At 36.6% G+C, this 13,787-nt stretch carries 13 protein-coding genes; 4 read left to right on the top strand and 9 right to left on the bottom strand.

Going from position 1 to position 13,787, the window contains the following annotated elements:
* Position 1 precedes the first annotated feature (1 nt).
* Positions 2-1,270, top strand: coding sequence for an MFS transporter (locus tag H4J76_RS14230; protein WP_182215405.1), 1,269 nt, complete (start codon positions 2-4; stop codon positions 1,268-1,270).
* 20 nt (positions 1,271-1,290) lie between these two features.
* Here the strand turns inward: H4J76_RS14230 and H4J76_RS14225 are convergent, their stop codons facing one another.
* The 4 genes from H4J76_RS14225 to H4J76_RS14210 all read right to left on the bottom strand — a co-directional run bounded on the left by H4J76_RS14225 (position 1,291) and on the right by H4J76_RS14210 (position 3,745).
* Positions 1,291-1,863, bottom strand: a complete 573-nt coding sequence (locus H4J76_RS14225) for an outer membrane beta-barrel protein (RefSeq protein ID WP_182215407.1) — start codon at positions 1,861-1,863, stop codon at positions 1,291-1,293.
* 13 nt (positions 1,864-1,876) lie between these two features.
* Positions 1,877-2,086 (bottom strand): helix-turn-helix transcriptional regulator, encoded by a 210-nt coding sequence (locus tag H4J76_RS14220; RefSeq protein ID WP_070376211.1) that lies wholly within the window; start codon positions 2,084-2,086, stop codon positions 1,877-1,879.
* Positions 2,086-2,667, bottom strand: a complete 582-nt coding sequence (locus H4J76_RS14215) for a DUF2975 domain-containing protein (RefSeq protein WP_070376210.1) — start codon at positions 2,665-2,667, stop codon at positions 2,086-2,088. The genes H4J76_RS14220 and H4J76_RS14215 overlap by 1 nt, the downstream gene beginning before the upstream one ends.
* Before the next feature lie 160 nt (positions 2,668-2,827).
* A complete protein-coding gene (locus tag H4J76_RS14210) occupies positions 2,828-3,745 on the bottom strand; it encodes an aldo/keto reductase family oxidoreductase (protein WP_182215408.1) in 918 nt (305 codons plus the stop codon).
* Positions 3,746-3,853: 108 nt separating this feature from the next.
* Here H4J76_RS14210 and lgt point away from each other — a divergent pair, with 108 nt between their 5' ends.
* From lgt to H4J76_RS14190, 3 genes are all read left to right on the top strand, one after another.
* Complete coding sequence (gene lgt / locus H4J76_RS14205) at positions 3,854-4,642, top strand: prolipoprotein diacylglyceryl transferase (RefSeq protein WP_070376208.1); 789 nt, start codon at positions 3,854-3,856, stop codon at positions 4,640-4,642.
* 13 nt (positions 4,643-4,655) lie between these two features.
* Positions 4,656-5,492, top strand: coding sequence for a ribonuclease H family protein (locus tag H4J76_RS14200; RefSeq protein WP_182215410.1), 837 nt, complete (start codon positions 4,656-4,658; stop codon positions 5,490-5,492).
* Between the two features lie 630 nt (positions 5,493-6,122).
* A complete protein-coding gene (locus H4J76_RS14190) occupies positions 6,123-7,055 on the top strand; it encodes an exopolyphosphatase (RefSeq protein ID WP_182215412.1) in 933 nt (310 codons plus the stop codon).
* An 85-nt stretch (positions 7,056-7,140) separates the two neighbouring features.
* Here H4J76_RS14190 and H4J76_RS14185 read toward each other — a convergent pair whose 3' ends face one another.
* The 5 genes from H4J76_RS14185 to H4J76_RS14165 all read right to left on the bottom strand — a co-directional run bounded on the left by H4J76_RS14185 (position 7,141) and on the right by H4J76_RS14165 (position 13,275).
* Positions 7,141-8,094, bottom strand: a complete 954-nt coding sequence (locus H4J76_RS14185; RefSeq protein WP_182222467.1) for a glyoxylate/hydroxypyruvate reductase A — start codon at positions 8,092-8,094, stop codon at positions 7,141-7,143.
* Between the two features lie 22 nt (positions 8,095-8,116).
* On the bottom strand, positions 8,117-8,704 hold the full coding sequence (locus tag H4J76_RS14180; protein WP_182215416.1) for an LURP-one-related/scramblase family protein: 588 nt from the start codon (positions 8,702-8,704) through the stop codon (positions 8,117-8,119).
* A gap of 114 nt (positions 8,705-8,818) precedes the next feature.
* The gene (locus tag H4J76_RS14175; RefSeq protein WP_182230852.1) at positions 8,819-9,760 is read right to left on the bottom strand and encodes a DUF2785 domain-containing protein; all 942 of its coding nucleotides are present in this window, start codon (positions 9,758-9,760) and stop codon (positions 8,819-8,821) included.
* 153 nt (positions 9,761-9,913) lie between these two features.
* Positions 9,914-10,735 (bottom strand): transporter substrate-binding domain-containing protein, encoded by an 822-nt coding sequence (locus tag H4J76_RS14170; protein ID WP_310734077.1) that lies wholly within the window; start codon positions 10,733-10,735, stop codon positions 9,914-9,916.
* Positions 10,736-11,283: 548 nt separating this feature from the next.
* Positions 11,284-13,275, bottom strand: a complete 1,992-nt coding sequence (locus H4J76_RS14165) for a hypothetical protein (RefSeq protein ID WP_182230851.1) — start codon at positions 13,273-13,275, stop codon at positions 11,284-11,286.
* Between the last annotated feature and the right edge of the window lie 512 nt (positions 13,276-13,787).

Raw genomic sequence — 13,787 nt, 5'->3', positions numbered from 1 at the left:
TATGTTATCCAATATTTTTATTACCTTAGCCTTACTCATTGTCAGCGCTTTTTTCTTATCACGATATTTCACTTTACCTAAAAACATTTGGCTGCTTTTTATTGCCCAACCCCTTGTTATGGCGGCATCACCGGTGATTGTTTTTATTGGCGGTATATTGTCGACCCGTATGGCAAGTGATCCTTCTTTAGCGACCCTCCCCGTTACCGTGATGATTTTAGGGGTAGCCTGTGGTGCTATTCCTGCGGCTATGTTGGCAAAAAATAAAGGTCGCCGCTTTGCGATTTTTACCGGTTATAGTGTTGGTTTAGTTGCGACCTTAACGGCAATGGTCTCTGCACTTATTGCTAACTTTGAACTCTTTGTCTTTGCTGGTTTACTCTTTGGTATTAGTACCTCATTTATCCAGCAATTACGTTTTGCAGCAATTGAGAGTATTAAGGACGATAAAGATATTCCAACCGTGTTGTCGATTTTAATGCTAAGTGGCATTTTTTCCGCTTTTCTAGGCCCTGAAATAGCCGTAGTCGCGAAAGATTGGTTAGCATCTCCCTATGGATATGCTGGCTCATTTTTAGTGTTAGCCGGATTAATCGTTTGTGCGATGATTATTATGCTGAATTTTAAAAACACCCAGATTGAATCTCATCAACAAGTGGGCGACACTCGCCCATTGAGTGAAATTATCAAACAACCTATTTTTATTATTGCAATATTATCAGCGGCCATTGGTTTTGCCTTAATGAGTTACTTAATGACAGCAACCCCCTTGAGCATGCACCAGATGAGCGGTCATAGCTTACACGAGACAAAATGGGTAATTCAAAGCCATATTGCCGCGATGTTTATCCCTTCACTTTTTACCGCTTGGTTAGTAAAAAGAATCGGCTTGAAAAGCTTAATGTTAATTGGCACAGTGATTTATGCGTTAGTCGCTGTTGTGGCACTTTCTGGCGAGCAGGTTATGCACTATTGGTGGGCACTGATTTTATTAGGCATAGGTTGGAATTTTTTGTTTTTGACCGGAACAACCTTACTGCCGCAAAGTTATAAGCCGAGTGAACGACACAAAGTACAAGCAATTAATGACTTTATTATTTTTGGTTTACAAGCAACTGCATCGTTACTCGCTGGTTGGGTTTTATTTAAAGCGGGTTGGCATACAGTAGTTCTTACGAGTATGCCCTTTATTGCCATACTCTTTGCAGTAACTTGGTTTTACTATATTAAAGACAGAAAAAAAGCCACCAACAAGGCAGCTAAATCTTAGCAATAATAGCATCGACTTATTTACAGGTGGTCATCGTTGTCTGAAAGACCAACGCCAATAGAAAAAGTCATTTTGTCAGCTACCTCAAACTCTAGACCAGCGATTGCTTTATAAGCAATCTGCTGATTTTTTTCTTCACCAAAAAGTGCACTCTGGTTCGTTTGCACCGCGCCAAGGGCTAGTTCAATAAATGGTGAGACATTATCACTTAAGCTAACATAGTTAAAACGAGAAGTTGCCCATAATCCCAGTGATTGATAATTACCCGAAGAAACTTGCCGTTCTTTAGATAAATGATTGGCGTCAACATTTTCAGCTAAGCCACTAAAATGTGCTTTGGCATAATGAATTGAAACCTCTGTCGCTAGCTGCCAGTCGTCATTCAATTGATAACGCTTACCTACACCAAGATAAACTTCAGGAACAAGATCAATTTGAGTCTCACTTAAGGCTAAGTTAGCTAAATTATCATAATGGCTTAGACCAAAACCAACAAAAGCATACGATTCCTCATCAGTTGCTATTGCCGAAAAGCTTACTAGGTGACCCACTAAGGCTCCACAGGTAATCATTATCGCTATAGATTTGTTCATCTTCATTCCTTGTTTATTGATCTTTTTCATAAAGTAAAATATCGCCTGGCTGACAATCTAGTGTTTGGCAAATGGCTTCAAGCGTTGAAAACCGTATCGCTTTTGCTCGACCACTTTTAAGTACAGATAAGTTTTGTGGCGTTATGCCTACTGACAAAGCAAGATCGTTTAATTTCATTTTACGTTTTGCTAGCATAACGTCCAGTTCTATAATCATAGCCACTAGATAACTAACTCCTGCTCTTGATGCAAGCTAGTCGCTTCGCTCATTATCCAAGCTATCACGTATATCACTAAACCAATTAATAAAAATCTTAACTCATCAGAGCCTAAGCTTATGTATAACGATAACGTATCAGAAGCTCCTGAAAATCGTAATACTAAGGTCACCACTATCGGATAAAGAAGCTTTAAGGCAATCCAAGCTAATAGCACAGTACCAATATTTTTAATGCATTGAATATTGGCGACAGTGAATACTAAACCCTGCTGATATAAACCAAATAACTTAAACAAAGACCAATAAATTAAAAGGCTTGGCAACAAATCTGCACTGCCTAGTATAAGCAAAGCGTTAAAACCTTCATCGGTTAAGGCTAACGCTAAATTTTCCCAACTACCTGAAAAGTCGATATTGGCCGCTGAAGAAATAAATGAAAAATTGTCAGTTAGCTCAAAGGTGCCTTCATTATTAACCCCAAATAGTAATAAAAACGTAAAGCTGAAAACTTGCATAACAACAAATAGCGCAACGAGTGCCCTAACTATTTTACTTACTTTGCTGATCCTATGATGCGCTAACATAAAACTTATAACCTAAATTTATTCAATAAGCCTAATGTAGCAGAAAAAACATGCTTATCAATCTATTTTTATCGATAAACGATAAATAAATACTGTTGTATAATTACCCGCTGACTTTAGTTAGCGAGAAAAACGATTCAATATCGATTCACCTTCCTCGCTAGGGAACAGCTTGACCATTTCTCGCTTCAAATAATCGATACCAATCTTCACGGCTATAATTGAGTTCTAGTGCTACTTTTGCAGCAATAATTCGTTCTGGTGTGGTCGAACCAATAATAGGAAATATCTTCGCGGGGTGTTTTAGTAACCAAGCAAGAATAATTTGCCAAGGTTGACAGTTATACACTTGTGCTTGCGAAGTTAACTCCTCGGCGATACGTTGTTCATCTTCAACTGAAAAGGTATTCCCCCATGCAGAGTAGGCAACACCACCTAACGGGCACCAGGCAATTGGCGATAGTTTATCTTGTTGACATTGATCCAAAGTTCCGTCATTTAACGCATCAACATTATGAATATTAATTTCTATCTGATTCACCAATAACGGTAAATCTAATGCACTTTGTAACATCGCTACTTGTGAGGGTTTAAAGTTACTTACGCCAAAATGCGCAACTTTACCGCTGTCTTTGAGTTGTTTAAAGGTTTCGGCGACTTCATTAATATCAAATAAATAATCAGGGCGATGTAATAAGAAAAGATCGAGTTGCTCAGTATGCAAACGCTTTAAAGAACCTTCTACACTCGATAAAATATATGCTTTGCTAAAATCATAGCGTGTTGGCGCATAAGTATTTTCATTGTTTTTTGGACGAATACTTGCTTTGGAGGTAAGGATCATCTTTTCTCGCAAGTGCGGTAATTGCTTTAACAATTCACCAAATAATTGTTCACTTGCCCCTCCACCATAAATGTCAGCATGATCAAAATGATTGTAGCCTGCATCAATCGCGCTCTGCACCGCACGTTTGCCTTTATCGATATCATTAACTGATTGATCACCTGCAATTCGCATACAACCATAGATTAATCGTGATGACTGGAGTTCGCTCTTACCTAAACTATAATTTTTCATTACAACTTTGCTCTCGTTTTATCGCTAATTGACTGACATAATAGCGACTTTATGGTTGTTGTTCATCAACAACTCAATCACTGCATACGTATAAATAAGGTTTTTTCATTGCAACATTTTATTTGGGATATTGATCCAGTTTTACTTTCTATAGGTCCTTTAAGCGTTCATTGGTATGGCGCGCTATTTGCTGCCGCTATCATATCGGGTTTACAGGTGATGAAATGGGTGTATCAAACAGAGCACAAAAACCTAGAGGCTCTGGACAACTTACTGATGTATTCTGTATTTGGTATAATTATTGGTGCTCGCTTAGGCCATTGTTTTTTTTACGATCCTCAATATTACTTTGCTAATCCTTTAAAGATACTGGCCATTTGGGAAGGTGGTCTTGCTAGCCATGGCGGCGGTTTAGGACTTATTATTGCATTAGGTATATACGCAAGAAAGTATCAAGAAAACTATTTATGGCTGCTCGACCGATTAGCTATTTGTACCGCACTCTTTGGTGTATTTGTTCGTTCAGCTAACTTTGTTAACTCTGAAATATTAGGCGTTGCCAGTGATGCGCCTTGGGCTATTATTTTCGCGCGTATTGATAATATACCTCGCCACCCTGCGCAACTTTATGAAGCGATTGCGTATTTACTGATTTTTATTATTCTCTTCTTTATCTATAAAAAATCAAAAGATAAAACGCCTAAGGGTTCATTATTAGGCTTATTTTTAATATTAACCTTCACCGCTCGATTTTTAATTGAGTCAGTAAAAGTTAAACAAGCTGCTTATGAGTCGATTTGGGCGTTAAATACCGGGCAAATGCTGAGTATTCCATTTTTTATCGCTGGTATCGTTTTATTAATATGGTCGTTATCTGCCAAGAACAAACTAAAATAAACTGAGTAGCATAATGAGTAAAAAATATTACGTGGTTTGGAAAGGATCAAAAACAGGTGTCTTTGACAACTGGACAACGGTTCAATCCGTAACATCAGGGCGTGCTGATGCTCAATTTATGGGGTTTCCTTCACAAGTTGAAGCAGAAGCCGCTTTTAAGTCAACTTACACCAAAGCATTAACCCAGCGATCCTTAAAAACACCACCACGCAACGGAGCTGAATACCCCGCTGCGGCTAAAACCGCAAGTTCATCATTGAGTCGAGCAACAGCTTCAGCAAAACCTGCTGGCAGCACAGTACGCAGCGATCGTGAAGTCACTAAAGCTAATATCGATATTTATTGTGATGGTGCGTGTTCGCCCAACCCTGGAAAATCAGGGACTGGTGTCGCTGTTTATCATCAAGGTGAAATTCATAGCCTTTGGTATGGTGCCTATAACGCCAATGGTACTAATAACACCGCTGAGTTAATTGGAATGTTACAAGCCTTTAAATTGGCGAAAGCTTATATTGAAGCTAATCCTGGTAGAACCATTCAAGTACTGTCTGATTCAAAATACTCCATCGACAGCATCACGAAATGGGCAACAGGATGGAAAAATAAAGGTTGGAAAAAAGCAAATGGCGAAGCGATTAAAAATCCAGAGTTAGTCAAGGTTTGCTATACACTCTATCAAGAAATTAAAAAACATATTGCTATTACTCATGTTAAAGGTCACGCGAATATTGAAGGTAATGAGCTCGCCGATCGCATGGCTGTACTTGCCAGAACGTCACAAGAAATGAATTTTGTACAATATCAGCAAACAATAAATATTCGCGAAATATTAGCAACCGAAGCGGGATAATAGATCAATATATAATGCGGCCATATAGTCAACGTTCTCATTGGTTAAATGCCGCATAACCTCAAAATAAATAGGAAAAATGCAACGATATTCAATTGTTTCTTTTTTCCTACTTTACTTAAATTTTTCGGTGCTTTGCTCAATCTAAGCTATACTCAACATTCTATTTCTTATCAGAAACGTAGCCATTATCAATCTCTCAAATCATACAATATCTTGTATATTCTCCCAATTAGGTATGAATAACGTCCAAGCAGATATAACAAGTTTTGCAGAGACTCATAAAGCTATTCCAGTAAGATTACCCTTGTATTAAGCAAAAATATAGAGCCGATCACAAGTCATTATTTTAAAAGAAGCCGTGCAGGAGGATGCTAACTGGTCTGAAATGACTTACAGCTTGGTTTGTTCATTAGGTTAATGCGAGAGCAATACATAGAAAATTAAACCTAGGCATAAACTTTTCAAATAGAATCGAGATAAAAGAATCATAAATAAAATAATCTACACATAAAGCACTTTATTTAACCTTAAAGTTGATTCCGCGCATTAATCTACTTTAATTATGCTTATATAAACAATATAGTGTTAAATAACAGAGTGTAAAAATCTATATAATGGAGATAATAAATGTCGGATAATAAAAAATACCGTTTAGTAACACGTAGTGATTTTGATGGTTTAGTTTGTGCTATTTTACTCAAACATATTAATTTAGTTGACGGTATTCTCTTTGTTCACCCCAAAGATATGCAAGACGGAAAGATAGCGGTTGGGCCAGATGATATTTCCACCAACTTACCTTATGTTGACGGTGTTCATATCGCTTTTGATCACCATCATAGTGAAACACTTCGTAATAAAAAACGAGATAACCATGTTATCGACCCTGATGCGCCTTCAGCTGCTCGCGTTGTTTATGACTACTACGGTGGCCTAGAAACTTTCCCCGCAAGTTGGACAAGCATGATGGAAGCGGTAGATAAAGGTGATTCAGCACAATTTAATAAAGAAGAAGTTTTGCATGCCAAGCGATGGGAATTACTTAATTTCATTATGGACTCACGCACAGGTTTAGGCCGCTTCAGAGAGTTTCGGATTTCGAACTATGAACTGATGATGGACTTAATTGATTTTGGTAAAGATCACAACATTGACCAATTACTCGCACTCCCTGATGTTAAGGAACGCACCGATCTTTATTTTGAGCATGAAGAAAAATTTAAAGAGCAAATTAAGCGCTGTGCAACCGTACACAATAACTTAGTTGTGCTGGACTTAAGAGAAGAAGAAATTATTTACTCGGGTAATCGTTTTGTTATTTATGCCTTATTTCCACAATGTAATATTTCAATTCATGTTATGTGGGGGCTTAAAAAACAAAATACTGTTTTTGCTACCGGTAAATCTATTTTTGATCGCAGTGCAAAAACAAATGTCGGTGAACTTATGTTGAAATACAATGGTGGTGGGCATAATGCGGCGGGAACCTGTCAAGTTCCACATGATCAAAATGAAGCTTGCCTTGCCGAACTTATTGCGACGATTAATGCCGATGGCTAAGTCGCATTAGTCAGACTCACGGCTCAATAATAGCTTACTATTGCCGTCAAAAATGATGGTAATAGTAAATCGCTAATCAAAAATATTAATAGCCTTTATTCCAGTCAATATAAAAAGGTATCTGGTCGTTACTTCGATATTGTTTAATGTTCTTGGTCACTATTTCACCTGCACTTTCAAAATGTGTCGGCGCAGAAATATGGGGAAGAACCGTTATTTTTTCATTCGACCATAAATCATCACTTTTATCTAAAGGCTCTTGTTCAAAAACATCTAGAATTGCATGTTCAAGATTGCCATTGGCTAAGTGATTAATAAGGTCGTGATTAGCGACGATACCCCCTCGAGCAAAGTTAATAATACTGGCGCCTTGCGGTAGGTTTGTCAGCAGATCATCGTTGATGAGTTGGTAGGTCGCTGAAGTAAGTGGTAGTAAACAAATTAAGATATCTGTTTGCCTAACCATAGTCACTAATCCCTCGTCTCCTGAATAGCATGTAATGCCATTAATTAACTTATCACTTTGACTCCAACCAAGCACATTAAAGCCATTTTCATGCAAACGTAACGCGCTCAACTTACCTAATTGACCTAAACCTAAAATACCTAAGGTGCGCTCTTGTGGCAGTAAATAGCGATGTTGTAGCCACTGCGCTGATTTTTGTTGTTGTAAGTATTTTGGCATATCACGATGTAAATAAAGCACCCAAGTTAAGACCGCCTCACTCATGGTTTGCGCTAATATTGGATCAATTAAACGCACAAGTTTAAAACTTGGCGTTGGTTTATTATCACTTAATTGCGAAACTAGCGCATCGACCCCTGCCCATAGGCTCTGTACCCATATGAGTTTGGGGTATTGAGACAAGATATTAGCATCTGGATTAGCAACAATAGCGATTTCGCATTGAAGCTTTTGCTCAACAGACAAGTCTTTATCAAGCTTAATTGCTTCATTTGGCAGCTTAGTTGATAATAGCGCTAACCAAGCATCCTGCTCTTGGTGGGCAAGTTGACTAACAAAAGTAATAACAGCCATTGTTAAATGTTTCCTCTTAGCATTATTCTTTTAAAACCATATCAATACACATTACGGCAGCAAGGATCAGCTTTCTAATCGGGTGATCTTCAGGAACATCAGCAGAAATTTCTAATGCGTAATTGTCTGCACTGGTAAATAACTCTTTACCTATGCCACCCCATTCTTTCGATATATGAGCAAGTTCATCATTGCCATCCATAAAGCGAAAATTCCAACCAACCCAGTTGCCCTTTAACTGACAGACAAGTTGGTCTTGGTTATCAAAGATATCGAATTTTCCACCGATTGAAAATAATTTTTGTTTAAAGTAACCAACCGCATTACCGTCACAATCAAAAACAGTTACTTTTGAAATAAATAAAGAGATACCACGCTGAATTCGGATGATACGCTGATCGTCAGGCGTACGTATTTGAACATCAAAAGGTGTCATGGTTTTGTAGTCAGTGAAACGCAGCATTTTAGTAAAAAAGCCTAAATTAGGCTCTCGACATTCCATGATGATATCCCCTGTTTCAGGATCATAAATGTCGTAATTATTTGCCGCTTTAAATAGGCCAACATGCTCTTTGATTATATAAGTATTCTTATTAATTCTAGTATTCATTAAACGCTCACTCCGTGAGTTTAGCTATTGTTGTTATTACGAAAATCATTGATGATAATAGTTGTCTTTGCTTTTATATTGATTGAAATTACCATTAAACCATACAAATTGACGTTATTTAGTCGCTTTAATCACTTGCTCTAAATAGGTAGACATTTCAGTTAATACTTTATTCTTACTGGGTTTTATTGTGGCATATAACGCGTATAAAAAACTCTGTGTGTTATGTAATTTAATTAATCCTTGTTCACTTTGATAAACATCTTGCCATTGATTGAAAGGAGCAGGATCAACCACTTTAATAAGCCAAAGGTTAAAATCATCAGCAGAGTATTGTTCTCGTAAAAAAACATATATAACAGCCATAGCGATACGTTTTGACTCTCCTTGAATATATGAATGTTGATCATTAGCAGTAAGTTGGCTGGCTAAAGCGACCAGTATCTTATCGAGTTGCGCTTTGTTAACTTTAGGGTTTAACGCCAATTGCAGCATAAGGTCTGCAGCATGAGCGATACTATGTTGCCAGCCAGTTTTAGCTGAAAAACCGCGATAATCTTTTATATTAGTTAAAAAACTTGTACCCACATTGACTAAATAGTCTCTTTGGTCAACGGTTAAAAAAGGTGAGTGCCTATCGACACGAACCACTTCAGCTAATACCAAGATTGAGAATGACTGATAGACACCAAAGGTGTCAGTTACTTTCGATTCTAAAACACGAGTTAAGTAGTTAAACATTTTAATATGTATTGCTTGGCTAAGGTGTTCGTTTCGCAACCAATAACTTAATGCTTCAAAAGCGACACCATCTCTTATTTCAGCATCTGGGCTTGCTAAACAAGCCAGTAATTGTAGTGCTAAAGCTTCTTTATCTGCTTTGTTTTGAAGGGTAAATTTATCTTCTTTGAGTTGTAGTAGATTTTTTTTATGCCATTGCTTCGATAAACACTGTTTATTGACTTGCTGCGCATTGATCAATACTTCATTAGCAGAGAAGGCAGAGCTACTGATAAAAAGCATCAATATTATTGGAATTTTTAATGAAAATTTCATTTTACATCCTTTTAAAGTTATTCAATTATCTTAAAAATAAGCACATCAGGATACCACCACATTGGCAAAAAAAACATAAAATGAAGACGTTAGTGAGTTGTATTGAGAAAGGATTTAAGAACGATAGTCATTAACAGAGTTTGCATATAGCAATCATTGGTGGTTTAAACTGATGACTTGCTTTTCAGCTAAGGCAATTAACGTTTCTAATTCACCACTTTGTTGCAGACGCATTATTTCTTGGTTAATAAGAGCAACCAAATTTTTATTTTTCTGATGTATATAATGATAAAGAGGAAAAACAGCTAATGGCTTTTTTGCAGGAATTATGTTTTGGTAACCCAACCTTTTCAAGATTAGCTGACCGTCTATAGTATTGGTCAAGGCAACATCAACTAGACCACTTTGTAATATTTTAAACATATTTTCAGTACTATTCATTTCGACAACATTACTTAAGCCATTCGTTATATTATCGGTGTGTTTTACACCTCTAATTTTGGCCAATTTATATTTTTTTAAATCATCTTTACTGACAATATTGAGATGCTTACTTGCTAGGCTAAATGGCATAGTTTGCAAAGAATAATAAGGAGTAGGAACTCTGATCATTTCTTTGTTCTCATCTGCGTAGGACCAAATTCTCATTATTTCGCCATCACTTTGCCCGATACTCGCTAACAATTCCGCTCTTTTAGCAGGTAAAGGCGTAATAGTAATGTCTATCCCTATATTTTTATAAATTTGAGGTAAAACAATCCGACCGACTTCTTGTTCAATCAGTAATTCAATAGAAGCAAAATTGTAGTGGAGAGTTTTAGGCAGTACTAGAGAACTATGCTTTGGAATAATGGCTGAATTTTCATATGAAATATTAGTAGGGGTAACTATTGAGTGAGCAAGTACATTTGGAGATACCATCAAAATGAAGCATATACCAATAAGTAAAAAATAAAGACTGAATATTACTTTCACTTGGACCACCACCTTCAAATTAATGCTTATAAAGTATAATCCTTTTGGTAACGACCTCCTTGTTTTTCTTGAAAACTTTACTTATGCAGAGCCTATTCGATAGGACCATAATATAAATTGGCGGGTAAAATGACAAGTAAAACCTTAAAATGCGGCCCGGCATACTTTGCTCAGTCAGATATAATAGCTATCTAGTGGCACATAACAATATCGCAAAAGGTTAACAATCGGGGCAAAATTTAAACATAAAAGCCTGCTGTTCGATTAACTAGACCGGTCACGTGATACTCGTTTTAGCTTAGGCATGACTTCGCCATGCGAGTCGTGGTTTAGTCATAGGCCTACCTTTTCATTCTCTAGGTTGCATATTAGAGACTTACGCAATGAACAACACGTAATATTTTTCACTCTGACCTAGTGTTTTATTCACAAGACTAAAGCGGCGACAAGACAAGCTAGCTTTAAAATAAAAAACCCGCTAGATAGCGGGTTTTAAAGGTGAATTAATCAGACTAAACTTACTGATATAAAATAATCATCACTGATATTTATTGTACCGGGATATTAATAGTACCCGTAACAATGTCACCCGCTTTTGTTTGATAAGCATATTCAAACGTTAAACTATTTTCCGAGCTATCTAAATCATCAGAAGCGTATATAGACGTTGAGGCGCGGTAAACTTTCTGATTGTCTGATTGAGCGGTTCCTGTTTCAATCGACGTTTGAAGACTTTCGGTAATTAATGTTTCATTTTCAGCAAGTTTGACTAGTCCCAATGGTGAAACATTATAAGTATTACTATCTCTAACAAGAGTAAAATTTCTTACTGAATTATAACTGACACCGTCTTCTGTTACCGAGTAAAGACGCATTGAAAAGCTTTGTAACGTTTCAATTGATGATGGTAGATATAAATAAACACTGCGATCATAATTTGAAGGCGAAGAACTATCACCCGCTGAATTGGAGAGAGTAATCGCATTTCCGTTGCTGGTAAAATTATTGTTATCTAAATGTACGTCATTAATATCAAAGTCATCATTATTTTCGATATAAAACGAAAGTGAATCATTATTAACATCGACAGATTTTTCTGTAGACTTCACAACTAAGTTACCGACATTGTATTGGTAATTTTGACTTTTAGGCAAAGAGTTAACCGGCGTAATCGTAAGTTTGGTGTCATTTAAACTCATCTCAAATGAAACAGGAATATCTACCATGCCACTAACAACTGTAGTACCGGGTAAAATAACATCAGTCGATGAATCATTACCTTTAACAACGGTAAAACCAGAAGTATTAGTAAGTGATAGGCTACTTGCTGATGCGGTAATAGCTTGAGAGTAGAATACACTGAAACTTTTATCGATATAATTTACTTCATTTGCCGCAATAACGACCTCTAAAGAAGAGCTATCATTAGTAACAACTCTTGGCATAACCGCTAACTCAACAACATCAGTATTAGCGATATTATAACAACAGTTTTCTAAAGCACCTGAAATGTTGACTCTTAAGCTGTCATCATCGTTCTTATTCAGTGATATTGAAGCACTTTGATAAGAGATATCGTTTGCCATAAATGAAGGGATTTCTACTCGTGAGTAATCGCCAAACATTGCTGAAATCACATACTGTTCTGTTGCAGCATCAAAAGTAGAAGTCGTCTGTGTACCCGCAGAGTCTGTAGAGAATAACTCAGCACCTAAAATAACATTCGCACTTGCATCAATCATTGTAATGCGAAATTCAATCTCTTTTAACGGCATTTTTTCTTCAACATAAAGCGTTAATGATTCATCAGTATTTGATGATAAAAAATATAAATCATTGCTATTAATGTTGTTATTTAACTCAGGGTTATAATCTATTTCACCATCTTGATTGAGATCTAAGTTGGCTCTAACCATAATATTGAGAAACTTTGGTATGGTGATATGGTAAACGCCATTGGCTTCATTATAAGTCGATTGGTGTTGATACTTATTTGACCTTGAACTAGTACCGTAATGAGATGAAGCTTTAAACGCTAATCCAGTAAGAGGCAATCCTGATGTTTTATTAATAACAGTTATTTGCATATCTTTAGCTGTAGAAACTTCAAATTGACCAAAATCATTGGCCGTATTGACTGCATTTGAATGACCCGTATTAATGAAATATGCACGTGATAAAAATTCATTATTGCTACTTTCAATAATCATTTCAATATCAGAATTAGCAGGAAGGTTTTCTAGTTTAAACTCGCCACCGTTGAAGCTAACGCTATCGACGAGGACAACATCAGCGGCAATAATTGTAATGTTCGTGGCTGATACGGCTTGATTATCTAATGCATTAACAACGATACCCGTTAATGCAACAGAAGCGGCAGGAGTACCAGGATTGATAGAATTGTTAGTGCCACTAAGAATTTCATTTTGTGCTTGGATTGCTTGCACTACATCTTCGTTATTATTGTCGTTTTCTACTTCTAAACATGCTGTTAATAAACATAAAGAAACGCTTATCATCACTAGATTTACATACTTCAATTTTACTTTCCTTTTAAAATTTAGAAGGGAAATAGAATTAAACAATCTTTGTCGTATCGAATTCCCTTCAATAGAGCGAAAATGTTAACACATAATTAAATAACAGTTAACAACCTTAGTGTAATTATTGATGTTAATAATAAATAAAAATAGGATATAACATTGGACGACTTAATTAACATACTAGTTATCTGACAAGTTCCGTATAAAACAATTATGGAATGACGGCTTGGGGGTTACGATATGGTTTAAAGCTAGTTTATGCAAAAGCGCTCTTTGAGCTCAAAGAGGCTTCGGCGTTCACCCTCTTTGGGAGTAGTCAGCCTCCTGAAAATCAAACCCTTTAACAAAACCAAAGCTGGTAAATTAAAGTGAGTGTCCTTCTAATTTGACGAGAATCGATATTTAAATAAATTCAGCATGAACTCAAGCTTCTTCATCATGACCCAAAATTTCATCATCCTGAACCTGTACTCCGTCATCCTGAACTTGTACTCCGTCATCCTGAACTT

The organism is Colwellia sp. BRX9-1 (assembly GCF_014077195.1).
Lineage (GTDB): Bacteria > Pseudomonadota > Gammaproteobacteria > Enterobacterales > Alteromonadaceae > Colwellia_A.
This window is presented reverse-complemented; position numbering and strand designations above follow the sequence as displayed.

Excerpts from the sequence above, each read along its gene's own strand:
- H4J76_RS14215 (WP_070376210.1), bottom strand. The coding sequence starts at position 2,667 with ATGTTAGCGCATCATAGGATCAGCAAAGTAAGTAAAATAGTTAGGGCA.
- H4J76_RS14185 (WP_182222467.1), bottom strand. The coding sequence starts at position 8,094 with ATGGCTGTTATTACTTTTGTTAGTCAACTTGCCCACCAAGAGCAGGAT.
- H4J76_RS14225 (WP_182215407.1), bottom strand. The coding sequence starts at position 1,863 with ATGAACAAATCTATAGCGATAATGATTACCTGTGGAGCCTTAGTGGGT.
- H4J76_RS14175 (WP_182230852.1), bottom strand. The coding sequence starts at position 9,760 with ATGAAATTTTCATTAAAAATTCCAATAATATTGATGCTTTTTATCAGT.
- H4J76_RS14230 (WP_182215405.1), top strand. The coding sequence starts at position 2 with ATGTTATCCAATATTTTTATTACCTTAGCCTTACTCATTGTCAGCGCT.
- H4J76_RS14210 (WP_182215408.1), bottom strand. The coding sequence starts at position 3,745 with ATGAAAAATTATAGTTTAGGTAAGAGCGAACTCCAGTCATCACGATTA.
- H4J76_RS14190 (WP_182215412.1), top strand. The coding sequence starts at position 6,123 with ATGTCGGATAATAAAAAATACCGTTTAGTAACACGTAGTGATTTTGAT.
- H4J76_RS14200 (WP_182215410.1), top strand. The coding sequence starts at position 4,656 with ATGAGTAAAAAATATTACGTGGTTTGGAAAGGATCAAAAACAGGTGTC.
- H4J76_RS14180 (WP_182215416.1), bottom strand. The coding sequence starts at position 8,704 with ATGAATACTAGAATTAATAAGAATACTTATATAATCAAAGAGCATGTT.